At 34.9% G+C, this 25,588-nt stretch carries 19 protein-coding genes; 4 read left to right on the top strand and 15 right to left on the bottom strand.

Features of this window, described 5'->3' with window-relative positions; genetic code table 11:
• Window positions 1–401: 401 nt before the first annotated feature.
• Window positions 402–2,180, bottom strand: a complete 1,779-nt coding sequence (locus AR685_RS17550; protein WP_059125402.1) for an FAD/NAD(P)-binding protein — start codon at window positions 2,178–2,180, stop codon at window positions 402–404.
• A gap of 1,303 nt (window positions 2,181–3,483) precedes the next feature.
• Here AR685_RS17550 and AR685_RS17545 point away from each other — a divergent pair.
• The 3 genes from AR685_RS17545 (at window position 3,484) to AR685_RS17535 (ending at window position 7,566) form a co-directional block, all read left to right on the top strand.
• Entirely contained in the window at window positions 3,484–5,259 is a 1,776-nt protein-coding gene (locus AR685_RS17545; protein ID WP_131777653.1) for a carboxypeptidase-like regulatory domain-containing protein, read from the top strand.
• 369 nt (window positions 5,260–5,628) lie between these two features.
• The gene (locus tag AR685_RS17540; RefSeq protein ID WP_047443816.1) at window positions 5,629–6,924 is read left to right on the top strand and encodes a hypothetical protein; all 1,296 of its coding nucleotides are present in this window, start codon (window positions 5,629–5,631) and stop codon (window positions 6,922–6,924) included.
• A 381-nt stretch (window positions 6,925–7,305) separates the two neighbouring features.
• Complete coding sequence (locus tag AR685_RS17535; RefSeq protein ID WP_047443815.1) at window positions 7,306–7,566, top strand: hypothetical protein; 261 nt, start codon at window positions 7,306–7,308, stop codon at window positions 7,564–7,566.
• 252 nt (window positions 7,567–7,818) lie between these two features.
• On the opposite strand, the gene AR685_RS17530 is transcribed toward AR685_RS17535, so the two are convergent.
• The 3 genes from AR685_RS17530 to AR685_RS17520 form a co-directional block, all read right to left on the bottom strand.
• Window positions 7,819–8,628, bottom strand: a complete 810-nt coding sequence (locus AR685_RS17530; RefSeq protein ID WP_047443814.1) for a helix-turn-helix domain-containing protein — start codon at window positions 8,626–8,628, stop codon at window positions 7,819–7,821.
• A gap of 53 nt (window positions 8,629–8,681) precedes the next feature.
• Window positions 8,682–10,097 (bottom strand): aldehyde dehydrogenase family protein, encoded by a 1,416-nt coding sequence (locus tag AR685_RS17525; RefSeq protein WP_047443813.1) that lies wholly within the window; start codon window positions 10,095–10,097, stop codon window positions 8,682–8,684.
• Window positions 10,098–10,579: 482 nt separating this feature from the next.
• Window positions 10,580–12,157: a Na+/H+ antiporter gene (locus AR685_RS17520; protein ID WP_059125400.1), complete on the bottom strand. Its 1,578-nt coding sequence runs from the start codon at window positions 12,155–12,157 to the stop codon at window positions 10,580–10,582.
• A 257-nt stretch (window positions 12,158–12,414) separates the two neighbouring features.
• Between AR685_RS17520 and AR685_RS17515 the strand changes: the two genes are divergently transcribed.
• Window positions 12,415–12,792: an STAS/SEC14 domain-containing protein gene (locus AR685_RS17515; RefSeq protein ID WP_047443811.1), complete on the top strand. Its 378-nt coding sequence runs from the start codon at window positions 12,415–12,417 to the stop codon at window positions 12,790–12,792.
• A gap of 359 nt (window positions 12,793–13,151) precedes the next feature.
• Here AR685_RS17515 and AR685_RS17510 read toward each other — a convergent pair whose 3' ends face one another.
• The 11 genes from AR685_RS17510 to AR685_RS17455 all read right to left on the bottom strand — a co-directional run bounded on the left by AR685_RS17510 (window position 13,152) and on the right by AR685_RS17455 (window position 25,035).
• Complete coding sequence (locus AR685_RS17510; protein WP_059125399.1) at window positions 13,152–13,772, bottom strand: DUF4142 domain-containing protein; 621 nt, start codon at window positions 13,770–13,772, stop codon at window positions 13,152–13,154.
• Between the two features lie 104 nt (window positions 13,773–13,876).
• On the bottom strand, window positions 13,877–14,761 hold the full coding sequence (locus AR685_RS17505) for a fatty acid desaturase family protein (RefSeq protein WP_228376464.1): 885 nt from the start codon (window positions 14,759–14,761) through the stop codon (window positions 13,877–13,879).
• Between the two features lie 717 nt (window positions 14,762–15,478).
• Window positions 15,479–15,757 carry a hypothetical protein gene (locus tag AR685_RS17500; protein WP_047443809.1) on the bottom strand — a complete coding sequence of 93 codons (279 nt, stop codon included), beginning with the start codon at window positions 15,755–15,757 and terminating at the stop codon, window positions 15,479–15,481.
• A 783-nt stretch (window positions 15,758–16,540) separates the two neighbouring features.
• Window positions 16,541–17,377, bottom strand: coding sequence for a sugar phosphate isomerase/epimerase family protein (locus tag AR685_RS17490; RefSeq protein ID WP_059125397.1), 837 nt, complete (start codon window positions 17,375–17,377; stop codon window positions 16,541–16,543).
• 20 nt (window positions 17,378–17,397) lie between these two features.
• Complete coding sequence (locus AR685_RS17485) at window positions 17,398–18,810, bottom strand: carbohydrate porin (RefSeq protein ID WP_059125396.1); 1,413 nt, start codon at window positions 18,808–18,810, stop codon at window positions 17,398–17,400.
• Between the two features lies 1 nt (window position 18,811).
• Window positions 18,812–20,056: an L-fucose:H+ symporter permease gene (fucP, locus tag AR685_RS17480; RefSeq protein ID WP_047443805.1), complete on the bottom strand. Its 1,245-nt coding sequence runs from the start codon at window positions 20,054–20,056 to the stop codon at window positions 18,812–18,814.
• A 9-nt stretch (window positions 20,057–20,065) separates the two neighbouring features.
• A complete protein-coding gene (locus tag AR685_RS17475) occupies window positions 20,066–20,977 on the bottom strand; it encodes a carbohydrate kinase family protein (protein WP_047443804.1) in 912 nt (303 codons plus the stop codon).
• Window positions 20,978–21,013: 36 nt separating this feature from the next.
• Complete coding sequence (locus tag AR685_RS17470) at window positions 21,014–22,018, bottom strand: LacI family DNA-binding transcriptional regulator (RefSeq protein WP_059125395.1); 1,005 nt, start codon at window positions 22,016–22,018, stop codon at window positions 21,014–21,016.
• Between the two features lie 296 nt (window positions 22,019–22,314).
• Window positions 22,315–22,530, bottom strand: coding sequence for a hypothetical protein (locus AR685_RS17465; protein ID WP_059125394.1), 216 nt, complete (start codon window positions 22,528–22,530; stop codon window positions 22,315–22,317).
• 121 nt (window positions 22,531–22,651) lie between these two features.
• Window positions 22,652–24,172, bottom strand: a complete 1,521-nt coding sequence (locus tag AR685_RS17460) for an amidohydrolase family protein (protein ID WP_059125393.1) — start codon at window positions 24,170–24,172, stop codon at window positions 22,652–22,654.
• Window positions 24,173–24,276: 104 nt separating this feature from the next.
• Window positions 24,277–25,035: a LytTR family DNA-binding domain-containing protein gene (locus AR685_RS17455; protein WP_047443801.1), complete on the bottom strand. Its 759-nt coding sequence runs from the start codon at window positions 25,033–25,035 to the stop codon at window positions 24,277–24,279.
• Window positions 25,036–25,588 lie beyond the last annotated feature (553 nt).

The following is a 25,588-nucleotide window of genomic DNA, read 5'->3' as shown; positions in this document are numbered from 1 at the left end:
TTTTAATAAAGTGAATATTCAAAATGAACAAAATTTAAAAGAAATTACGAAAGTAAAAATCCCGTAGTTTATTGTAAACTACGGGATTTTTACTTTTAATACGATATGATTGTGGTGGCTACTGATGTCAAGTCTTACTACAGGTTTTGTACCTCAATATTAAATAGTAAAAAAAGACTAAATATTTTTGACAATACCCATTTTTCAAAAACCGAGATCTCAAAAACCGATAGTACTGTAACGCTCTTTATGGCTAATGGATTTGAAGTTTCAATGAATGTATTTTACTATGAAGCAAGATGATTTTCACCAGTACTAAAGCTGGTGTTGCCCTGGATATTGCATCTTAAATTTTCAATAATCACTTTATGAGAGCATCACTTCTATTTGTTAGAATAATGCTAAACAATATTTTCCTGTAAATCATTATTAAAATTATTGAGATTAATATCAATAACAGGAACTTCATACCTGCTCAAAGCTTCAGCTATCTTTTCGGCTGCGGTATCACAAAAATCCAAACCGGAATAATCGGGATTTAAACCGCCAATAAATGGTACTGCCATTATAAAAAGATGATCTACAGCCTGACTGTAAACATTCAGAGATTGAAAGAAATCATTGATTCCCAGACCAGGAACTTTCAGATAGTAATTATTATTGTGTCCTTCAAGTACGTTATCCATGCCGTCTTCCAGCAATTCTTTTCCTTTAGTATTTTCTTTAAAAGCCAAATATCCTTCACTTGTCACATGATGATTTTGTAAGCCTGCAAAAGGAAGATCGGTAATATTCATTTGCTGTTGGCCAATTGCATCAATAAACATTTTGTAGTATTCATTCTTTTTGAGACCCGTTTCAGAACTGTAATGGTAAACACCACCAAGTTCAGCATGTGGTTCCATTGTACTCTCTTTATCGACCTGAACTAAATCAAGACGACCTGCATTATGTAAGGCCATCAGTTCTTGATAAGAAGATTGTGGAAGTGAAGCAATAATTACAGATACTAAAGGCATTAAACTTGATTTCAAACGCAGCATATCTTCAGCAGAAAAATGTTTTGCAGGATAATTCATAGCATAACTAAACGATGCAAGTTTCTCTTTCCAAGTAATAGATTTTTTTTTGTCAATTGATTTCTCTGCTTCTTCAAATTCAGATTTAAACAGTTCAAAACTGTCGTAACTTTCTCTTAAACTAAGCATTTTTTCAGAAAACTCTTCTATACTTAAATCCTGTATGATTGTATAAAATTCCGCATCTTTCTTTTTAATGGGAAGTTTAAAATTTATTTCAAAAACATAATCTAAATCTACGAAACCTCCGTTTTTGTTTTTGTACTCATAAATTTCGTCTAAAGACATCATCCAGTCTGAAGAGTAAGCATCATCTTCAGAATGAAAACGCAGAGCAGGTAAGAAACCACCCGTTGAAAACAAATTTATTCTAAAATTTTGAGAATCTTTATTCGGTTTAAATTCCGTAGTTCCATTTTCAGTTTTTATAAACTCTCCGTTTAGCCGGGAAATAGTTTTTACCGCATCAACTGCTGTAAGCGATGTTCCACGGATGGCAACGGGAAAATCAGTAGCTTTTGTAAATTTTGAAGGAGGATAAGGAGAATCAAACCATCCTTCTATTTTTTCTTCATGTTTTTTTGGCCATACATGCCCTGTACAAATAATAACCGTATCAGCAAGAAACTCCTCCTGATCGGTCGTGATTTTAAAAACCTCTTTTCCTTGATCAAGTTTTGTGATGTCAGTTACAGTTGTATTCGTTTTAGCGATGATTTTAATTCCTGCTTTTTTTGCAATTTTAATATATTCTTTGAACTGATCTTCCAAATAATTCCCCAAAAGCAATCTGGGAATTACCTGATAAGAATTTAATTGCTCCGCATCACTAAAATCAGGAAAATCCTTCACTGGATTTTTCTTCAGATATTCTTTAAATGAATAACTCAAATCGGGTAATTCATTGGCAGAAACATTTGCAACATGTTCTTTTGTTGAGCCTAATTTTCCATAAGGCATCCCAACACCGAACCGCTCGTTTTTTTCAAAAATATAAATGGTTTCGGGGCAAAGTGATTTTTTGAGAATATGTTTTAAAGTTAAAAGTGCAGCAGGGCCACCACCTATGATTGCTATTTTGTTGGTTGATTGGGTATTCATAATTATTAACTTAATCCTAACAATCCAAATAATGTTCCGTCAAAATTATCTCATACTGAAAAAATAATTATAGTTTTATGACTTCAATACTTAAACATATAAAATTTAAAAAATTATAAAATAAAAACAATACAAAAAAACGTTACAGTGAAATGGTCATTATACCGGTACAGATCACATCAGGAGACCATACTGATATTTTGAACTTAGAGAAAAAATAAATATACATCAAATCAACGGGGTCACTTATTAGCAAAGTCAAAAGCCTAAAAGATTGTAAGAAAAAGATCACTAAGTTAACTAAGTTAACTGTACAAATTAAAAGGATTTATTTAAAGAGAGCAAAAGCAAAGTTCTACCCTTCTCTTGTTTTTTCTCCCAAAATCAGGTTGCAAGCTTTTAATGAGTTTAGATAAACAGCCTCAATCTTTTCATTTTCTTTTACGGTAATAATGATCTACCTTTCAATGAACTGCATTTGTATCTTTTGAGGTTTCTGACTTTTCTATGCAGATTACCATTCAGGCAGGCACAATGAAAACTGCAATCAATTCCTTGAAAGCAATAAAAAGAACATTGATTCAGCCTGAAATATTTTTGCGGAGAGTTTGTAATCTCCGATTACGGATACCTAAAAAGATTTTTTTCCGCAGTGACAACAGAATATATTTACTATCGAAAATCGTATAGCCTCAAAACGCAATTGTCAAAAAGGGAGATTTTACATTATTGATTTATGTAAGGTGAATTTTGTAATCTGAGACTTATCAAAAATTAATAAAGATGATGCAGAAAAAGCAATCTATTTTTTATGATTTACTGGAGATTTAATATTAATGAATATTGATTACTGCAAGTTGATTCTTGTTTTGAAAGATGAGCCTTGTTTAGATGTAAGCTGGACTGAATCTGATGAAAATGTGAGCTAAATAGTATGTATACCGTTTTCAACCATAAGTTAATCATCATGACAAGGATATTTCAGAAAGATTGTAAGCTGTGTTTGCTTTGCGGCCTGCAAAACGATCAATCGTCTACAAATCGGTCTAATTATTTTTTTTAAATCGGTCTGGTGACAACTAAAGCATCATTATTGTTGAATTTTACACATTCAAATTTTGCTGCTGCTGCAAAAAACGTAGCCTGAAAAATTGAGAGAAGTGATTGGTCCGAGGCTTTACTCGTGGGTTGGTTACGGTTCTCTGCAATTTACCTGGCAGTTTTACTACAATTAATTATTTCAAAAATTATTTTACATCATGAATTTTTAATTAAATTAGCCAAAACTTTTAATTATTCACATATGAGTAAACTATACACCTTTTTATTTTTAATTTTCATGTTAGTTTCTTGCAAAACTGACACTAACATAGAAGAAGGCGGTCAACCCAATGCGACGGTAGATTTCAGTTTTGGAAACGCGGCTCAAAGAAATTTTCACGGTCTGGTGCTGTCCACAGACGGAAGTCCTGTTTCAGGTGCGACCGTTACCATCGGGACAAAAACCACACAGACAAACATCAAAGGTATTTTCGCAATCAGTGATGCAGATGTAAAAGAAAATTTTGCCTATGTCAAAGTAACCAAAGCAGGGTTTGTGAATGGGGCAAGAACACTTGTTCCCACCACAGGAAACAACAGAATCAATATCATGATGATTCCTGCAACCAATACGATGACGGTAAGTTCCGGAACATCATCTACAGTTTCCTTACCGAACGGAACAAAAGTGAAATTTGATGGAAGTTTTAAAGATGAAAGTGGTGCCAACTACACAGGAAATGTAAACGTCGCAATGTTTCATTTAGCACCTTCCAATCTGTATCTTAACGAATTAATGCCTGGTTCATTCCTGGCTACAAACTCTAACGGGAATTCCAGAATCATGGAAACTTTTGGAATGCTTCACGTACAATTAACCGGCTCTTCGGGACAAAAACTGCAGATTGCAAATAATCATACAGCAGAAATGACCATAGCGATCGATGCTTCTCAACTGGCTACTGCTGCGGCAACAATTCCGCTATGGTCCTTCAATGAAACAACCGGAATCTGGCAGGAAGAAGGCGTTGCAACTAAAGTAGGAAATGCTTATGTAGGAAATGTAAGTCATTTTTCCTGGTGGAACTGTGATGTACAATTTCCTGTTGCTACCTTGAAAGTAAATGTAAAAAACTCTGCCGGGCAAGCATTGAGTAACTTAAAAATTGGCTTAAAAAGAAGCACACAGACGTATGAAACCTATGGCATGACTGATAATGCCGGTTCAGTTTCAGGGTTGGTTCCTGCAAATGAAACACTGATTTTAAAAGTATATAATTTTTGCGGAACAGTACTGTATACGGCTAATGTAGGACCTTTCACGGCAGGAAATATTCATACATTACCAGATATCATCATCCCGTCTTCTGGCATCACTGCATTTACAGTTACCGGAACTTTGAAAAACTGCGCAGGAGCAAACGTAACCAATGGAGTGGCTGTTTTACAGCCTGTGGCAGGTTCTACCAACTATTTTCAGGGCGGTACAGCAATTGTTACCAATGGTACATTTTCCATGAACACTGTTTCGTGTAATGCCAATCAACAGTTTATTCTAGAAGGTTTTGACTTTGCCAATATGCAGACCAGTGGTGGAATCAGTTTTACGGGAGTGAGCCCTGTTACCAATCTTGGGAATATTACGGTATGCACTGCGGTAAATGAGTTTATCACTTATCAGATTGATAGCCAGACACCAAAGAATCTTCTTCCTCCTATCGGAGCAACCTATTCGGCAGGAACTACAACTCCGGGAACATCAAATACTTTGTCGGTAACCTGTTATCCGCCAAATTCGGCACTAGGAGGCTTTCAGATGATAGTTCCAAATATATTGAGCGCAGGAACTTATACTAATTTAAATAACCTAGATGTAGTCGGAAGTGGCTCAATTTCTCCTGGAAATAATTTATCTCTACAAGTTATTAATCTCGGAGCAGTAGGCCAATATATTGATTTTACAATCACTGGAACCTATACCAACTCTACAGGAACTCATACTCTTTCTGTGACAGGACACGTTATCAGAGACAATTAAAGGTTTTAAGAACTTTTTATATAAAGGAGGCTTGAGAAAGTCTCCTTTTTTTATTCTCTGTCCCAGATTGGTAATCTATTTTTACTGACGTTTTATAAGAAAATTTAAAAGCGGATGGTATCTATCAAAATTTAAAAGATTCGTTGGAAGCTCTGCAAAAAGTTTTTCCAGACAAAGACTACAAGCATTATTGTAAGCTTTTAGAAGGCAGATAAATAACCACTTAGCTGATAATATAGAATTACGTTATTAAAATTTATACTTCTTGAGAAACTTTCGTAATAGTAAAATTGATGACAAATCATCCTTTTGTGTTATTTTTTCTTGCATGAAGTTAACGTAATTTTATTGCAAACTAAATAACAGACCATGAAAAAACTTACACTATCCCTACTAGTCACTTTCAACACCGTAATAATTGCACAAATAAAAGTGCAAGATACCACATCCACAAAATCACCTGTTGCTAGGTATGAAAGAGATATGATATCACAAGATGGCAAAAAAGGAGACTTTAATGATAAAATGCTTAACATATTTTTCGCCGAAAAAGTGGGTACTGCATTTGGCGGCACAAACGATCTCAGTCTACAAAAATTCTTTGCCTCACTTGATGCTGGAGAGAATTCAATATCTGTAGGTGGTAATTTTGATGACAGAGATGATGAATTAAAACGACTGAAGTGGGTCTTGAGTACAGGTTTAAAAATGAAAGCTAAAGACAAGTTTTCAACTTTTTATAAAAACGGTGATTTCCAAGGTAGTAATATTGGCGGATTCTTCAAAGTAACATTGATAGGTAGAGGTCTTATCAATTACAGTGATAAAGACAAGATCAACAAATCTATCAAAAGAAAGGATGCAATTATAGCTTACAGAAAACATTTATATTCTGATTATGAACTTAAATACACAAAATTAAAGACCGAAGAAAAGGATATTGTGGCTAGACAACTAGAACTACAAAAATACAATCAAGAAGCCGAATTACCACAAGCAATTCTGGATAAAAAAAGTGATGAATTATACATTGCGATGGCTAAAGATGAAATCAAATATACGGAAGATAATAAACTCTATCGTTATCTATGGAATCATTGGTTATCTGCGGATGTATACATTCCTTTTGGTGAAAACAAGTACAAGACAACTTCTGATTTCATATCAAGTCCTCTCGTGGATAAAAATTTCTTTGCGATCAGTGGGTCTTTGACGTATAATGTCATGTGGTTATATTCATCAGGCGAATCTATATTTTTAAAAGTAAAAGGAGCTATTAAAAACAACAATAATATTATAGTTGACGCCATGACCTCTACACCATTTCAAACGGTTTCTACAGCTGCAAATAACACCACAGTTATCACTAATACAGAGGATGGCTACATAACAAATTTTGAAAAATTCATCACACCGACGATAACAATTGAACCTGCTTTTTTCACTTTTAACAACACTGTCGGTTTTAGTCCGGCAATTGAATTTAATGCTGGAAAATATAACAAAACAAACTGGAAATTGGGAATCCCCATAAGCTTAAAAGATAAAGAAGGTAAGCCTAAGGTAAACTTTGAATTGCAGTGGAAGGAGATCAATACATTTAAATCCTCAGACCATATTGTGGGAGTTTCTGTTAATTTCTTATTTGGTGACATGATTAACTAAAGTTTGTGATAGAGTACATCTACCTTGACTATCATTTCAATCGCTTCTTCATTACATTACAAGTGACATTCCTGACTTCCCAACTATTGCGCAATTCCGATCGCGTGTGAGGATAATAAACACTCTCTCCTACTGAGATTTTCCCATTTGGCTTGATCTCAGTCAGAGAGATATTTTAAGTTTTGAGATGCTACTGAATAACCTGCTTCCGAATTTTTTGATTTTGCTGTAGCATTCTCAACATAAAACGCTGGATACATTTCTGTTTTTAAGTGAGTTCCAGTTCTGAAATGTAAATTCCATCTAAAGAATATCAATGTTGATCGATGCTGGCGTGATATTTGTAAAATATTTTGAACACCCATTCACATTTTTTAAAACATGGAAATTACTTTTGATATTAAAGATGACCTCATTAGCCACACGAAATTAATCGAAAACGTTGAGGTCGTTTATAAGAAAAAAAAGAAACACAACGGCGCACTGTCTGCCGTAAAAATCAGTCCGTTTGAGGTCAGAATATTGGATGAAACCACTAAAGAAGAAAATCCGCAACACCTCATTGATTTTGACCTTGCCCAACAGCTAACACTCACATTCTTTGATGGCACAGTGAAAACGTATCAGGATCCAATCGTGTAATTTTTTTCTAAAACTTGCGCAATATCCCTTATTCAGGCACAAAACTTGTACCTGTTGTACAGATAAATGATTTCAAATACACACCACAATCACATTATATTAACTCAAAAATCCCCGTTGTTTTATTAAGACCGGGGATTTTTACTTTTCAGATTATGTATTAAATCCCACTCCTCTGATAGATATAGAGTAAGTTTAGAAATTTTATAAAAAATACATGGTTTAAACCCGAATGTTGAGACAACTGACGAATCAGAAATCCACTTTTTCGATTTTTGTAGGACTGTAACCAAACTGTTTTTTAAAAACATAAGAAAAATGTGAAAGGTCTTCAAAACCTAAATCAACAAAAATATCAGAAGCAGATTTGCCCTCTTCTTTGATGAGAAAATAGGCTTCATTCAGCCGCTTTTGAAGAATCCATTTGTGTGGCGAAGTCTGAAATACTTTTTCAAAATCACGTTTAAATGTGGCTAAACTTCTTCCTGTAAGGAAAGCAAAACGTTCCAGATTGACATTGTAACGAAAATTTTGATTCATAAAAGCTTCTAAATCAATTTTGAAAGGCTCTGAAAAATCGAATAGAATATTTTTCAATTCAGGTTTCGTTTGCAATAAAATTAAAAGAAGTTCTTTTATTTTCAAATCTACTAAAGTTTGATGATTCAAATTGCTATCCAGAAGAGTCTTTAACGAAGTGATAAAATTCTGAAGCACCGCATTTACTTCTACCGAAACAAGAGGTTTGGCAGTGATTGAATGCTCTGCCTGTAGATGATATTCTCTCGAAAAATTAATTAAATTCTCGTCACTCAAGTAGATATTCATACTTTCAAAAACATCATTTTCAGGTGGAATTTTGACAAACTTCACCAATTGGTTTTTTCTTATTAAATTAAAATCTCCAGGATTCGCTGTATAATTTTCTTTGTCATCTGCCAGCACAAAACTGCCAGAAATCTGATACGAAAGCGTATGCGTCGGAACAAAATTTTCGCCCTTCCTGCTTACCTCGTGGTAACAGGAATAGACAATTGCTGAAGTTTCTACTTTACTGTTCATATCAAAATAAAAGCGCTATCTGTTGCGATAACGCTTATCAAATTTACAAATTATTATTTCAGAATAGCCTTTGGTTCAAGATAAGCTTCCAAACCGTAAACGCCATATTCTCTTCCAATACCCGACTGTTTGAAACCGCCGAACGGCACCATTGGGTCGTGGCTGAAACCGTTGATACAAACTCTTCCTGCATCAATTTGAGAAGCCACACGTACTGCTCTTTCGTGGTCTGCAGAACTTACGTAAGCCGCCAAACCGTAAGGGGAATCGTTGGCAATTTCTACCGCTTCTTCTTCAGTTTTATACGGAATAATCGACAAGACAGGGCCAAAAATCTCTTCCTGAGCAATTCTCATTTTGTTGTTAACGTTCGTAAAAATGGTTGCTCTCACGAAGTTTCCGTCTTCAAGACCTTCAGGTTTTCCTTCGCCACCGGCAAGTAAAGTGGCACCTTCTTCCAAGCCGATTTTAATATAATTTTGAACTCTCTCAAACTGCTTTACGCTGACCATAGGACCTATATTCGTATTTTCATTTTGAGGCAGACCAACCACAATATTTTCAGCGGCTGACTTTGCAATCGCATTCACTTCGTCCAGTTTATCTTCCGGAACCAGAAGTCTTGTCGGCGCAATACACGCCTGAGCACTGTTCATATAAGCTCCGTAAACAGCCATAGGAATTGTTTTTTGCAAATCTGCATCGTCGAGAATGATGTTGGGAGATTTTCCGCCCAATTCTAAAGTGACCCTTTTCATTGTATCAACAGCCGTTTTTGCAATTAATTTTCCGACTGCGGTAGAACCTGTGAATGAGATTTTAGAAACATCAGGATTAGTTATCAATTCTGTTCCGACCACATTTCCTAACCCTGTCACAAAATTGATAATGCCCTTTGGCAAACCGGCGTCGTGAAAAGCTTCCATCAAAACCTGTGTCTGCAAGGCGCTCATCTCACTGGGTTTAATCACAACGGTGCATCCCGCAGCGATGGCTGTTGCCACTTTACTGGTAACCGAACTGTTGCTGGCATTCCAAGGCGTGATGATTCCCACTACGCCGACTGGCTGCATTTTTACCAATGAAGAATTGATGTTTTTTTCGAATTCATACGTTTGAAGAACTTCTATCATACTGTCGAACCAGTCGCCGGTATGCCTGTTACTCATGGTAACAAACTGATGCGTTCCGCCATATTCTTCAATCATGATGTCGATGAAATCCTGTTTTCTTTTTTCGACTGCGATTTTTAATTGGGTCAAATAGTTGGTTCGTTCTGCAACTGTAGATTTAGAAAACGTTTTGAAAGCTTCTTTTGCCGCTGCAACTGCATTTTTTGTATCTGTTTCATCAGCTAATATGACTTCGCCAATCTTTTGATTATTAGAAGGATTGATGAGATTGAAAATTTCTTTTCCGTGTGGCGTTACAAACTCGCCATTGACGTACACTTTATTTACTGTTTTCATTTTGTTGGTTTTAATGATACAAATTTATGCTGATGAGCATCATTAAAGTTTGTAGAAAAGCTCAAATTAACTTTGTTAAAAGGCTCAGCTTTATCTAGTATCTAGTCGCCACGAATACAAAAATATCTTGAGAGTGAAAATGATTGTTTTTTTTAAGATTTATGACAAAGTTCTTTTAACCAGTTATCGATAGTCTTAACCAAATCAGCGGGAGAACAGCACAGAAATACGCTGCCTTTTTTTGCAGTATGGTAATAATTGAAACGAAAAACTATTACCCTTGCAGTATTAAATTTCATTCCTGTGGCAGAGATACCACACACATCTCAGAGAAAAGAAAACAGCATTCAATAGAATCTGAGGTACTCTATAGACTTAAAGTGATAATTCTAAGACCTTATCTGCTGTATAGTTTTCTTAAATTTTCATTGATCTTTTTTATTTTCATCCAAAAAACGAAATCCTACAGTCATTAATAAGCACTAGCTTTTCATATTCAATCTTTCCTCCTGAAGATCAAGCAGCCTGAGATGTTTTCTGATTATTTCTTCATCCAACAAAATTTCTTCGCGGTTTTTAGTAATCAGCCAGCTTCTCTGACTGTCAAGAATGTCAATATAAATCGTTCTGTACTCATCGAAATTAAGAATAATTTCAGAGCTGTTCAGTTGGTTTTCATATTTCTGTAATTGATCTTTCAACGCCGGGAAACTGTCTATCTTGTGAGCATAATCTCTGCGGATTTTATTAACGGCCACTTCTGCCAAGCTGTTTTGAATATCATAATCTATTTCTTTCTCACTCTTTATAAAGTCGCGGTCTACCGGTGGAAACCTCCTCAGTAAAAGAGGTAGCGTAAGCCCCTGTATCAACAAGGTTAAAAGAATGACAATAAATGTGATGAAGAGGATCATATTTCTTTGTGGAAAAGGAGTTCCATCATCGAGAGTCAGGGGAATGGAAAGCGCTGCCGCCAAAGAAACAACACCACGCATTCCCGTCCAGCCAATAATCATGGGCGTTTGCCAGCCTGGTGATTGAGCATCTGCAACGGTAATAAAATTTCTCATAATTAAGGTTGTAACTAACGCTCCGTAGCCAGCAACTATTCTTACAATAATAAGGACAACGGTAACTGCAACTCCATAGCCGATGGCAGTGAATAGATCGGTATCACCTAAACCGGAAACAATTTCCGGCAGATCTAAACCAATCAGCATGAAAACGATTCCATTTAGCAAGAAGCAAAAACTTTCCCAAACGGTTACCGTCCGTATTCGTGATGCGCTGCTTAAAAAATCGTGACTGCGGTAAGAAAGAAACAACCCACCGGTTACCACAGCCAAAACCCCGGATGCATGTAGTTGTTCTGCCGCCAAATACATTGAAAAAGGCGCAATAAAAGTCAACAGGATATCAATGTTTGAATCGGTAGGTAAAATTTTATGCATTTTCATGAAAATGTACGCAATAACAAGACCTAGTCCTACTCCTCCAAAACACATCCAGACAAAACTCCCTGCTGCTTCATGCCAGACGAATTGTCCGGTCGCAGCAGCGATCATCGCAAATCTAAAAATGATGAGAGAAGAAGCATCATTGAGCAGGCTTTCACCTTCAAGAATTGAAGCCAGCCTCTTTGGCACTTTTACAAATTTTAAAATTGCTCCAGCACTCACTGCATCTGGTGGAGAGATGATTCCGCCCAATAAAAAACCTAAGGCTAAAGAAAATCCGGGAATAAAATAATTGGCAAAAACAGCCACAGACATAGCAGTAAAAAAAACGACTACAAAAGCAAAACTGAAAATAATTCTACGCCATCGCCAAAGTTCTTTCCACGAAGTTGACCAGGCAGCCTCATACAGCAAAGGCGGTAAAAAAATGATGAATAATAATTCAGGTTCTATTTTAATAGGTGGCACACCAGGAATAAAACTGATGACAAGCCCCGCTAACACCAACAAAACAGGATATGCAACCTGAATTTTTTTTGCAAGCATGATGAGCATAGTGATAAGCAGAACCAAAAAAAGATAAAATTCAAAATTTTCAAGCATATCGGAATTTTAGAAAACTAAATATATATCAAATTTTAAAAACATTTTGGTGTTATCACAAATTTAAAGGCTTAAAATGACAACCACAAAGAGTATGAGGTCTGTTCTGAGCGAAAAGTATGAAACAAAAAACTACTCTTACACTGCATAACTCAGTATATATTTCTGTTTTATTTTTTTCCCGGTTAATTTGATGACCATAAACTGTAAAAATGGTTTAATATTTGATCACGTTTGCTACACCAAAATAATATAATATGATTACTTTACTCAATGATGCTCCGGAAAACGTTGCAGCTTTCAATGCTAGCGGTAATATCGATCAACTGGAATTTGAAAATATCATTATTCCGCATGTCGAGAAAAAAGTAGCAAAGTACGATGAACTTAACTATCTGCTGTACTTAAATACTGATGCACCCCAGACTGATGTAGATTTGTGGTTGTCACGTTCGCTGTCTACACTCAATAACATCGCACATTGCAATCGTGCGGCCATCGTGAGTGATGATGTACGACTGCAGAAAATAACTGCTTTACACAGCAACAGATTCAAGATCTTTCCAAAAGATAATGTTTATCATGCGATGTACTGGTGCAATAACGGTAACGAACTTGAGAATCATAAAGGATAGCCTGAGTCTAAGACCCACTCTTTTTCAAAGACAATATTTCTTTCATTCTTCACATATTTTTAAAACTCTCCGAAGTTCTTACTTTGGAGAGTTTGCTTATGTCATGTTTTTCGGTTATGCATTTTGAAATTAGTGTTCCTTCAATCATCTATTCAAAAGACGAGAGAATAGATAGCCTGAAAATAAAAATTGGATGGAACAGTGAAATTTAATTTCAAAAATTGGAAATCAGAATATTTGTATATCAGCAAATCATTATTAACAAATTTGTTCAAAACTCTACGATCCGGAATGAACAGCAAAAAAAATGAGCTGTCAAAAATTGACAGCCCATAATTATATCTTGTAACATTTATTTTCTACTTGATAGCAGTCTTTACCTTTTCAGTCTCCATCAAATGATTTTCTAAAGTCGGAAGAGTTTTAGCGGCAAATGCTTTTAGATTAGCATCTGATCCGTCTGTAGATTGTTTTTTAAAAGCTGCAATATCTTTTTTATGGTCATTGAGCATCATATCTACGTACGCTTTATCAAAATCAGCCCCTTTTTTTGCTTTCAGATCAGCATGCATTTTATGTTGTGCTTCGTCCATCGAAGATGGTAAAGAATAGTTGACTGTTGCAGCCCATTTTTTCAACTCATCATTAGCTATCTTATGATCCTTCGCAATCTTCTGTCCCAATGATTTTACAGATGCATCCGTCGAATTTGTAGCAGCTAGCTCTCCCATCATCACTTCCATCATTCCGCCCCTTGCGGCTGCATCTACAAACTTCTTATCCTGATCGTTAAGTGCAGTAGATGTAGATCCTGTATCTGCACCAGACACAGTAGCAGAATCATTGAGTGTCATTGGGGAATCTGCAGGCGCATTCATTGCGGTGCTGTCTGCCGTGGAATCAGCGACTGTTGTGTTTTCTTTTTTGTTGCATGCCATCATTGCAGACAATGCCAACAGTGTTAGAATTGAATTTTTCATAATACTAAAATTTGATTTGGTTTATAAAATTGAATAACAGTTAATTACTCTGTACAATGTGTTAACAATTATTTTGCCAATATAAACTGAACACAAATAAATTATTAGCTTGCCTCTTTACCAAACCTTTTTAGCATCAGCACATGCGAACGAAGCGCAGAGAAAAAAGTCTTATTTTCAATATAAGGCAGATTGAACTCCATTGCAGTCTTCTTTACAATGACAGAAATCTCCCCGTAATGTATGTGACACACTTTAGGAAAAAGGTGATGCTCGATCTGTCTGTTTAGTCCACCAAGGAAAAATGCAGCAAGCTTACTATGCGTTGCAAAATTCGCAGTGGTTCGCATCTGGTGTTCTGCCCATGCCTCCTCTATCTGTCCGGTTCCGTTCGGCATCGGGAAATTGGTTCCTTCAACGACGTGCGCCAGCTGGAAGACCAGCCCCATCGTTAATCCTTGGGCAATATGCAAGAGCAAAAAGCCAATCAGAAACTGCCACCAACTTAAATCGAGCACCCACAGTGGTAATATAATAAACAAAAAGTAATACAGTAACTTATAGAAAAATAAATTAAAGTACTCGAGCTTAGGATGCTTGTTCTGATGGGCGCCAATCTTTTTCTGAAAAAACTTCATATAATCTTTCCTGAAAACCCATGAAAGGGAGGCTAGACTGTAGAGTGGAAATGCATACCAGTGCTGGTACCGCTGAATGGAGTTGACTTCGTCTTCTTCAGCAATCCGGATTAATCCCGGCGCTACCTCAATATCCTCATCATGCCCGGGGATATTGGTATACGTATGATGAACTACATTGTGTGTAATACTCCAAACATATGGATTGGCACCAACCAGATTAAAAATAAATCCGAACAGCTTATTCACTTTTTTATTTCCTGAGAGCGCTCCATGTATAGCATCGTGACAGACGTTGAAACCTACGAAGGCACTGAACATACCTAATACCACCGCAAGTGGTAAGAGCATCCAACCAGGCAAAAAGCCTGAGAGGATTACCACATACGTTGCAACAAACCCTGAAAGGAAAAATATTGTCTTGCCCCACATTTTGGCATTTGCATGCTGACTTAACTGATTTTGATTGAAATAGTATTCTACTCTTTTTCTGACGGTTGCATAAAAAAGAGAACCCGAAGCGGACGAAAATTTTACCTTTTGTGACATAATATATCTTGTTTGATCTACTTACTTTGTACGAACAAACAGATATGCTAAATCGGGTGTTGGACTAAGGAGAATGATGAATTTTCCGGCAAGTTACCGGATTGTATGGTGATATAACGTATAAATTGGTATTTTATTATACTCTGACCGGTAATTGTGTAAAACTATTCTTGTAATCTAGCTAAAAACACGCAATTTAAAATCTCCCCTGCCAACTCAAAAACAGAAATTTTTTAAGTAATTTTAAAAAAATTGCGGCGACTATCTAATTGTAACATGAGTGCGAAAACATAGCCAGCGATCATTAAAAAGGACATTTCGTGTACTATTTCCTTTTTAAAAATCTGTATTTAAAGTCTCTTGCACAGGTAACTAATATAACTTTAAAAATATGCTGCATCATTATTTATGATTTCTAAATATTTTTTTGGGGTTATTCTTTTTTACAGGAGGAAAGATGAAGGCAAATGAGAAAACTAAGAAACAGAAATTTTTCAATGGAAAGGGTTTTCAGATACATTACTCAATACTCTTGATGATATTAGCCTTTGCAGCATTTAATATGCTGAGTGCTTCATCAAAAAAGATGTTCATTGACACTTCAAAACCATTTGTCAAAAAATAGGTTACATTTCCTTCCGTATTATGACTTAAAAAACAAATTTGATTCGCATTGATAATTATCGGCTTTCCCAATATTTTAGCTCCCTCAATCGTGTTGGGCTTTTTCAAAGTAATAATGACAGAAGGTTTGATATAAATCAGACCTTCTGAAGTTGTCTGCAGTTTGTTGTTCAATATTATATTTTTTTTTCAAATGTATAAAATTATTATTTCTTAAAAATTAAGTGCTTTCCACTCATATGATTAAACCAGTGAATCTATTCAAATAATTCAGCACAATGATCACCTAAGTGTAAATGATACCACAGATTAGAATTTTATAGATATTGGGCTTATTCTTCGATGGGTTTTGCAATACCATTCAAAAAATATCCTAATTATGAAAAAACATACTGTTGTGATAGGAGGAGGATTTGCCGTCATTAATTTAATCAAAACTATTACTAAATCAAATGAGTTTCTCATTACTTTGGTTAACCGAAATAATTATCACTTTTCCCTCTCTTAATTTATCAAGTAGCAACTGCCTTTATAGAACCTTCATCTATCAGTTTTCCTTTCAGAAAATTGTTTGTTCAGCTTTAAATTGCTGAATGACTGCCCCGTTTTTAAGAAGGATCTCTTCACTGATGACCATAAAAAAGATAAAATTATAAAAGAGATTAAACTCATTTTTCACAATAGAATCTAGCTTCTGCTTGTGTGAATTAGTAATTGTAAAAATATAAATATCAACTATAAATCTTTTATGATTGACAGCATAAAAATGATTCAACCTTTATAAAGTAATTGAAATAAGATGTCCCTTAGAAGAGGAAGATTACAGAGTATTTGAAAATGAAAGGCACACTTATTTATTAACGATTAAAACATTACTTTAGTAAATGTCTGGTAGAGAACAGTAGTATTTATAAAGTTATTACTGATGTTTTTAAAATCATTAATCCGGAACTGATGTTACATATAATTTTTAATAAATCTCAGACTACCTTCTGCCAGTTCTTCTGCATCATAATTCGATTTCTGCCATAATGAAACCATCTGCTGCATTCCGGGAATTGATGATGAGAAATTTTCAAGAACCAGATTTCCTTCAAAATTGATTTCTTGCAAGGCTTTGAAAAATTCTGTCCAATTGACAATTCCTTCTCCCAACATTCCTCGGTGAGATTCTGTGATGTGTACGTGCTTCAGTTTATTTCCGGCAAGAATGATTGGATCATAAAAATTATTTTCCTCAATATTCATATGGAAAGTATCGAGATGAAGAAATAGATTGCCTTTTCCAGTTTTCTTAATTAAATCCAACACATTTCCTGCGGTATTACAAACATAAGATTCATAACGGTTTATGGGTTCAATTCCTATATTCACACCTTTTTCTTTAGCATAATCGGCAACATTGCTCCAGACTTCAACAATGATTTCGGCTTCATTTTCAGTCAAAGGATTTCCTGTAAAAGCGCCAATTCCACCGTGAAGAACACCACCTAAAAAATCAGTTTCCAGTTCCGAGGTCTTATCAATGGCTTTTTTAATCAAATTCTCAGCAACATCGGGATAAAAAGCAATATGCGCTTCTTTAGGAAGATTCAAGGAGCAGACAACTTCCAGATTATTATCTTTCAATTGTTGTTTTACTTCTTTTGAATTGAATTCCATTGAAGTTGGTAAAAGGATCTCAATCAAATCAAAACCTGCTTTTGCTGTTTTTTCTATGGCATATTTTCCGGATTCCGGATTCCAGTTTGGTGTTATCCAGGATAACAATGACGCTCCCAATTTTACTTTCATTTTTTTATTTTAAATGTTTTTTAGAAAATCCACCATTCTGTTCTCACGCCAAAGTAAGTTCCGAATCTCTTAGAACCAGATTGTTGTAAAAATGGAGAATACAAACTATTTATTGCCTGATTATTATATCTTGAAACCTCTGCAATGAAACGGATATGTGGTCTCGCCCAAACACTCCTTTCCGCAGTCGGAACGATGGTTGGTGCTAAAACTAATTTGGTCATCGAGGCAGTATTTTGATTTCCGTCTTTCCTTGCAGCGAAGTGTAATTCTGATAGAATGTGAAACCAGTTGTTAAAATAATAAGTTGCTCTAAGGCCCGTATTAAATTCAATTTTTCTGTTAAAAATTTCTTTTTGATAGTAATTGATTGCTTTGTTATTACTGTCAGATCCGCCTTTACTCATTGTATAAACTGCATAAGCATTGGCTGACCATTTATTGGAAAGGTTAAGCAAAATGTGTTCAACGGCAGTAAAAGAATAGGCACTTTTATAGGCTTTATTCACCTCGTCGGGAGCACCATACGTTCGCCAGGTCTGTGTATTTCCGCCGTCACCTCCGTTTGCTATTCCACTTCCGTACCTTACGGATATTTGATTAAAAGAGCCTGCTATTTTTGTTTTTAAATTGGTATTCAGTTTTACACCCAGAACCCAACCCTGATCCGATTTATATTGCTCCATTGATTTTTCTCCCGACTTATCTACATTATGAAATTCAGCAAGGAGTTTTAGCATATGAAGATTATTTTTGAATGGAATAGTCTGTTCTACAACAAAAACTTCACGTTGTCTGTAGATCAGATTTTTTGTACCACTAATAACATTTGTGTAAGAATAAGGCGTTGAATTACTGGCCGCGGTATCAATCGCTGCCGGAAAAAACATTGAAAATCTGGTATTTTTATGTCTCACACCCCAACCCGTCGCCGAATGGTCATCAAAGTAAAAATAATCTGCAATATGCACATCATCATATCTTAACCATCGCGAACCAGCCCAGACATCCCAGTCGCTTCCCATAATATTTCTGGCTTCCACAAATGCTTCCGGCAAAGCGATGATCATTCCCTGATTGGATTTTGAATCTACATTCCCCAGAAAAGTGCCGCCTGAATAGAAACTCAATCTCGCCTGCATATCTATTTTCGTGGTTTTTTCACTGTCGCCGTTGACAACTGGAGTGAAATGAAATGCTGGTAAAAAATCCACATAATCACCCTGATCCATTCTTCCTCCCAATGAGCCTTGATTATTAAGATTCAGTTGTCTGCCGGTTCTCCCATCAGCATTCGGAGAATATCCGACGCCTATTCTTCCTGTTGTTCCAAAGGAAAAATCCTTGTTGGTAATCACAATTTGGGCGTGGTAAATCTGGCTGATGATTAATAAAAACCAAAAGCTATATTTAAAAACATTTAAATTTTTCATCTTATTTAAATGTTTTTGGCTTGTAAAAATTCAAAGCAAATAATAGGATAACGACGTAGCAAATAATAGGAAGAAGATATGCATGAGCAATATCTTTCTCAGCAATTTTTCCCATTAAAGGTGGAAAAACAGCACCTCCAAACATTGCCATCACCAGAAATGACGAAGCTTGTGGGACTTTGCTTCCCAAGCGTTTCAAACCTAGACTGAAAATAGTAGGATACATTACACTTAAGAATAGATTTAATAAAATCAAACTGATAAAAGATGCCCAACCGAAACTTTGAGAAATAATCAAACATAGAATAATATTACAAGTTGTGAAAACGGCAAGAAGTTTATTCGGAGCTATAAATTTCATTAAAAATGTTCCTACAAAACGTCCGATCATCATCATTGCCATACTTAGTGAAAAATAATAAGATGCCTCAATTTCCGGAAGATTCATTTTTTCTACGCCGTAGTTTATAAAATACGCCCAAGTTCCACCTTGAGCAGCGATATTGAAAAACTGTGCGATCACGGCAAAAATAAAGTGTCTCTGCTTCCATAGTGGTGCGTGCGGATCTGAAACTGAAGTCTCTACTCCATTTTCGTGTTCTGAAATCGCAATATCTTCTGCGTGAGGATCTTTCAGACTTGGAACTTTAATAAAAGAAAAAATAACGGTTATAGTCAATATGACAACACCAATCCAAGTGTAAAGATCTTTTACAGAGTCTAAAGAATTATCGTTTAAACCAGACTTTCCAAAGATAAAATAACCTCCCAAGAGCGGACCTATAATTGCGCCTAAACCATTAAAAGACTGAGCGAAATTAACCCTTTGATCACTCGTTTTTTCATTTCCTAAAGCTGCAACGAAAGGATGTGCGACAGTTTCCAAAGTTGCCATTCCCATTGCCAAAACGAAAAGTGCAACTCTGAAAAAGTTAAAAGACATTTGATTGGCAGCCGGAATGAAAAGAAATGACCCAAGGGCAAAAAGTGATAATCCTAAGATTACACCCATTTTATATCCAAATTTTTTCATAAACAGTCCCGCCGGAATTCCCATTAAAGCATATGCGCCGAAGATTGAAAGCTGTACCAATCCGGATTTTGACTTTGAGATATTCAAAACATTTTGGAAATGTTTGTTCAGAACATCGCCCATCGTCAGAGCAATCGCCCAAAAGAAAAATAATGATATAACAAATGCCAGTACGACATAATATTTCTTCTCTGTAAATTTTGCAGTATTCATCGTATTGATTTAAATAGTTTGACCGTAATGTTCTTCTTTGAATGACGTGAATTCTTCATATGTGTAATCCGGACAAGCACCTGATTTTGAAGTAATAAATGCGCCGAGAGACACTGCCTCCTTCATAATTTCTTCCGGTGATTTATCTTGAATTCTTTTTGACAAAAACCCTGCAAGAAATGAATCGCCGCTTCCTACGGTGTCATTAACCTCAATTGAGACCGCTGAAAAATTGTAACTTTTGTCTCCCACAAAATACCTTGCACCTTTGCTCCCTTTTGTAAGGACAATCTCATTAAGGTCAAAATGTCTTTGAATGTATTTGATGCTCTGATCTTCATCAATATAATCTTCACCAAGATACTCAATGATGGTTCTCAGTTCCGCTTTGTTCATTTTCACCAAATGAGCTTTATGGAGTAATGTTTTAATCAAGTCAAAATCTATAAAAGGAGGACGAAAATTGACATCAAACACTCTGAATTTTGAAAGTTCTATCAGTTTAAGAAGTGTATTTCTTGATTCTTCATTTCTGGCAATAAGACTCCCAAATACAAATGCATCAGAGTACCTGATCAACTCATTTTGTTCTGCAGTAATTTCTATATGATCCCACGCCACATTGTTTACAATGTCATAATGTGCCTCTCCATGTTCATCAAATTTAGCAATGACTGTTCCTGTTGGTTTGTTATTGTCGATCTGGATAAAATCAATAGAAATATTCCAACTTTTTATCTGATTCAGAAGTTGGTTGCCAAGTTTATCGTTTCCGATTTTGCTGATCATCTGCACGTCTACTCCCATTTTACCGAGATTGTACCCAACATTGAAAGGTGCGCCTCCTGCTCTTGACCCGATTGGAAAGATGTCCCAGAGAACTTCTCCAAAACATACGATTTTAGAATTATTTATATTCATATATAGGTTAAACGTTTAAGTTAATTGATAAAAAAATTATTTTATTGAATTATTGATGATTAATTCTCCTGACAGCGTTATTTTTTTTGTCGTAGAACTGTAATTGGCGATTTGCATATCCAGCAATTTGATTGATTCTTCTGCCATTTCTTCTAGAGGTTGCTTTACAAAAGTAATTTCTGCTGGGAATAATTTGTACGCCTCTGTTTCATCGAAAGCTAATACTGATACCTGCTGTGGCACTTTGATATTATTCTTCACTAAATACGCAAGACCAGCAACTGCCAATTTATTACTTGAAAAATAAAGTGCTGTATTTTGAGGATTTGTTCCTAGGGTTTTCCCAAGTTGTGTTTGAACTTCTACTATATTTTCCAATCCAAGTAAGATACTTTTGCTAATAATACTTTTTTCTGAATCAGCAATACTTGTTTCAAAGCCATGTTGTCTATCTAAAAGATGAGGCAATTTTGTATCATAACCGATGTAAACAATTTGATCAAAATCTTTTTCTAAAAGATACGAAGTTGTACTTTCAGCAATTTCTCTGTTATTAAGGATAACACCTGGAACGTTGATACCTTTCAGATATCGGTCAATCGTCACAACAGGATATTTTTTTTCCATCAACTTCAGCAAAATCTCTTCAGAACCTGCCACTGGAGCCACAATCATTCCATCTACCTGCTGTTGAGAAAAAATTTCAACCAGCTTTTCAAATTTTTCCGGATTCTCATCAGAACTGCCAATAATCAAAGTATACCCAAGTTTTAAAGCTTTGTCTTCAAGATTTCTGGCAATATTAGAATAAAAGTCGTTGGAAATATCAGCTACAATGAGCCCTAGCAATTTACTTTTATTATTCTGAAGACTCTTTGCAATTCTATTGGGTATGTAGTTAATCGTTTCAGCAACTTCAAAAATTTTTTTCTTGGTGTCTTCGCTGATCCTCTGACCTTCTTTCTTGTTCAGAACATATGAAACAGTCGCCACGGAAACTCCGGCAATTCGTGCAATGTCTTTAATGGATGGTCGTTTCACTGTTCTGATTTACATTGCAAAGTATTTAATAATAAATTAAAAAAACAATAGTCATTTTTTTTTCTCTCATTCAGAAAAAAGTGTAATTTGGAAGATTTTTTTTGCACATTCAAAAATTAAATAAAACACTGACAATCAATAAATTGAAATTTAATTTATTATAGTGTATCAATTTAATATTAAGAAAATGTTCTTAAACATTAGTTTTCAGTTAAACGTTTAAGTCAAATTTATCCGAATTATTTATGGATTTAGTTAGAAATGGAATTATTCAACACGATCTCTAATAACTTTTATCATTCTTGTATCATGTGGTCTGCCGAAGAAATATATTCTTTTTCTTTTTTCACATGATTTGCATCTTCACCCATTCGTTGTGCTTTCATATCGTCTAATGAAAGAGCCGGAACCACTTCGTGTCTGCTGTGCCATAAACAGCCGATGAGAATTTGCTTCAAATAGTTGTTTAAATTCTGCGGATTTGGATGAGCATAAAGGATGATATGTTTCATTGTTTTAATCAGATAGAACAGAATAGATCAGAAGTGTGTGCAAATACTATAAGAAAAACGAAATATAAAATTATTCAATTTCTCCATTGTAAATATCTTTTGGAATGTGAGACCTGTTTTTTCAATCTGTAAATTGATCGATTTTCACTTTTCTGTTTTCATTATTAGCATCTTCTATAGCTTTCAAAATAGTTTTGATTTGGGGTTTATCAATCATATATCGATTAGAAAATACATATTCGATCGTTTTTGTGTTTTTAATATTTTCTAACGGATTTTTTGTTAGTAATACTAGATCTGAATAATAACCAATTTTAATTTTTCCTGTTTTCGTTTTCATCCATTTGCTTGGCGCAACAGTTGCCGAATACAGAACTTGTGCATTTGTGAGTCCAGATTTAGATAAAGATTCCAGCTCATTGTGGAGTGAAAAACCTGGAACTACAGTAGCAACATTCGCATCTGTACCAGCCATTATGGTAACCTTATTTTCTACTAATGCTTTTGTCATAATATGAATAGCTTCAACATAAGTTTTCCAAAAAGTCAATGATAATTTTCTTGCTTCAGGCTCATTTTGTCCATCATACTCATATCCATTTTCACCAGGCAGCCAACCTAATTTATATAATCTTGTTCCTTCAATAATTTTTGGATTTGCATATTGTAGTTCTACTTCTTTCAATTTAGATTTTAAATCAAATCTTTGGGTCAAAAAACTTTCACACAACCAAACGGTTGAAGTAACGCTGATATTATTCTTTTTTATTTTTTTTGCAATTTGTTCTGAATGTGTTCTTAAATAATTCAGATAGTCTCCCGGATTTTTAGCTACTGATTTTCCAAAATTATCAATTGTTTTTATGGTTATTTCTTCAATATGAGCAACCTCTTTTTGTCCTGATGTATAAAATGTTTCCAAGCTTACTAGCGGTAGATGACCAATAACAGGGATATTGTTTTCTTTGGCAACTGCTATTGTAGTTTTAAACATTTCAGGGTTCACAAAACCGTACATTTTAACGGCATCATAACCCTGCTCCTTTATCTTCTTTATTGATTTTGCAGCATCATTTTTATTTGAATAGTTGATGGATTGCCTTGTCCAACTATAATAATAGCCAGCCACTCCACTTTCGCTAAATACAGGTGGTGATGCAACGAATAGCCTGGGGCCGAAAGCATTCTTTTGTATCTCTTTTTTCCATTCCAAAGAACGTGGTCTTCCAGCCATTTCTCTTACAGATGTAACACCATTAACTAAATATAAAAATAAATCGTTCTTGCTTTCTTTTAGATGAACGTGAGAGTCTATAAGCCCCGGAATTAGATATTTGTTTGCTCCATCAATGATGGTGAAATTATTGTCTAAAAGTTGATGTTCTCCCAAGGTAATGATCTTTCCATTTTTGATAACCACATCTTGATTTTTAATGAAATACGTACAATCTTCTGAAAGTACATTGGTATTTTTTATTTGAATTACGCCGGAGGGTTTTACAATGGAAGTAATATCAATAACGGTCGTTGATTTACCTAAAACCTTATTTAATTCATTATCCGCCCATATGAAGACACCAAAAAAAACACCTGATAATATTATAATAGCAGATAACACCCTCTTAAACCATCGATTTTTCATAAATTAATTATTTAGATTGATGATGCGAAAATAAAAGGTAATATGCCCTGAATCATTACGTGACACCTGTTTAGGTACGAAATGAACTGTTTTAGGTACGAAAACTATAAAGACAATAGATGCTCCTTGTAATTTTTAGAAACTGGAAGTTCAATTTGAGTTAGAGAAATGGTATCCGGGTTTTTCCAAGATTTGAAATGAGATGGATTTATTAAATGTGAACGATGGATTTGAACCAAAAAGTCACAGTCATTCTGGATTTTTTTGAGCGTGCTGCGAATTAACTTTGTTCTTAATTGATGCCCATCTAAAAAGAAAATCTCAACATAATTTTGTGCATTTGAAACACAAATTAAGTCAGATTTCATTATTTTTAAAATATCTAGTTTATTTTCTCCTCTGATAATAATATCTTCATTTTCGGGTAAAATATTTTCAACTTTAGCCGGAATTAATTGCACAACATATATTCTTGCAAAGATTATAATCGGCGTTGAAATTAAAGCCAATTTAAGAATGATTGTTCTAAAAAATTCAAGAAAAGCGTATCCTCCGTTCAAAATTGATTTATAGTAGACATAAGTGCTAATTAAAAACAGAAGTTGAAAAAATACAATGCTGGTTATTTCAAAACCTACATTCCATTTTGAGACTTTTTGATACAAAAATTTTTGAAAAACCGCCAATAGTCCATAGCAAAGAAATGCAATAAGGCTAAACCCAACGCTTATCAAAATCCACATTGCAAAGCTTATTGTTCCATCATCAAAAGGCCGTATGAAAAATGCGAAAATGAAAAGCCATATACTGATAAAGATTCCGATTACTAAGTGATTTCTGATTGATGGATTTAGTTCTTTCATTATAATGATGGTAACAAAATGGCTGGATACTATTTTTTAATACGTATTTAATTTCAGTAAAAGCTAAATTACACAAAATAGAAATTTCTCAATACAGATATTTTGTTGAAATTTGAGGAGGAAGACAAAACGTTAATGACAAGATTTATTGACCCTATAATTAGAGATTATAAAGCTAAAAAACCACCTCCACTGCCGCCAGAATCATTACACTGAAAGTGAGTTATACTGTTCCAAAAAATCCTCAAAAGAACCAAATACTGCATTATCAAGTCCTGTCATGTAGCTTAAAACTGCCCCATGTTCCTTCTGAAATTCTTTACCGATTTGTTCGTAATTACAAACAGATCGATTTGAACATTGTTCTTCATCTGATAAGGATAAAAATTTCTCACCTGAAAGATCGCCACTCCAGAACCCTTCTTGGTATAACTTAATCTGATATTTCCTAAGTGTTCGGTATAGTGTGATTATTTTTTAAATTAAATAGCATTCTGCCGTTGGGGAAAACTGTAAATCCGGTGTTTTAGCTGATAAGGTATTAAAACTGCTT

The organism is Chryseobacterium sp. JAH, assembly GCF_001507335.1.
Classification (GTDB): Bacteria; Bacteroidota; Bacteroidia; order Flavobacteriales; family Weeksellaceae; genus Chryseobacterium.
The sequence above is the reverse complement of the archived record's forward strand: the minus strand, read 5'-3'. Positions and strand labels throughout refer to the sequence as shown.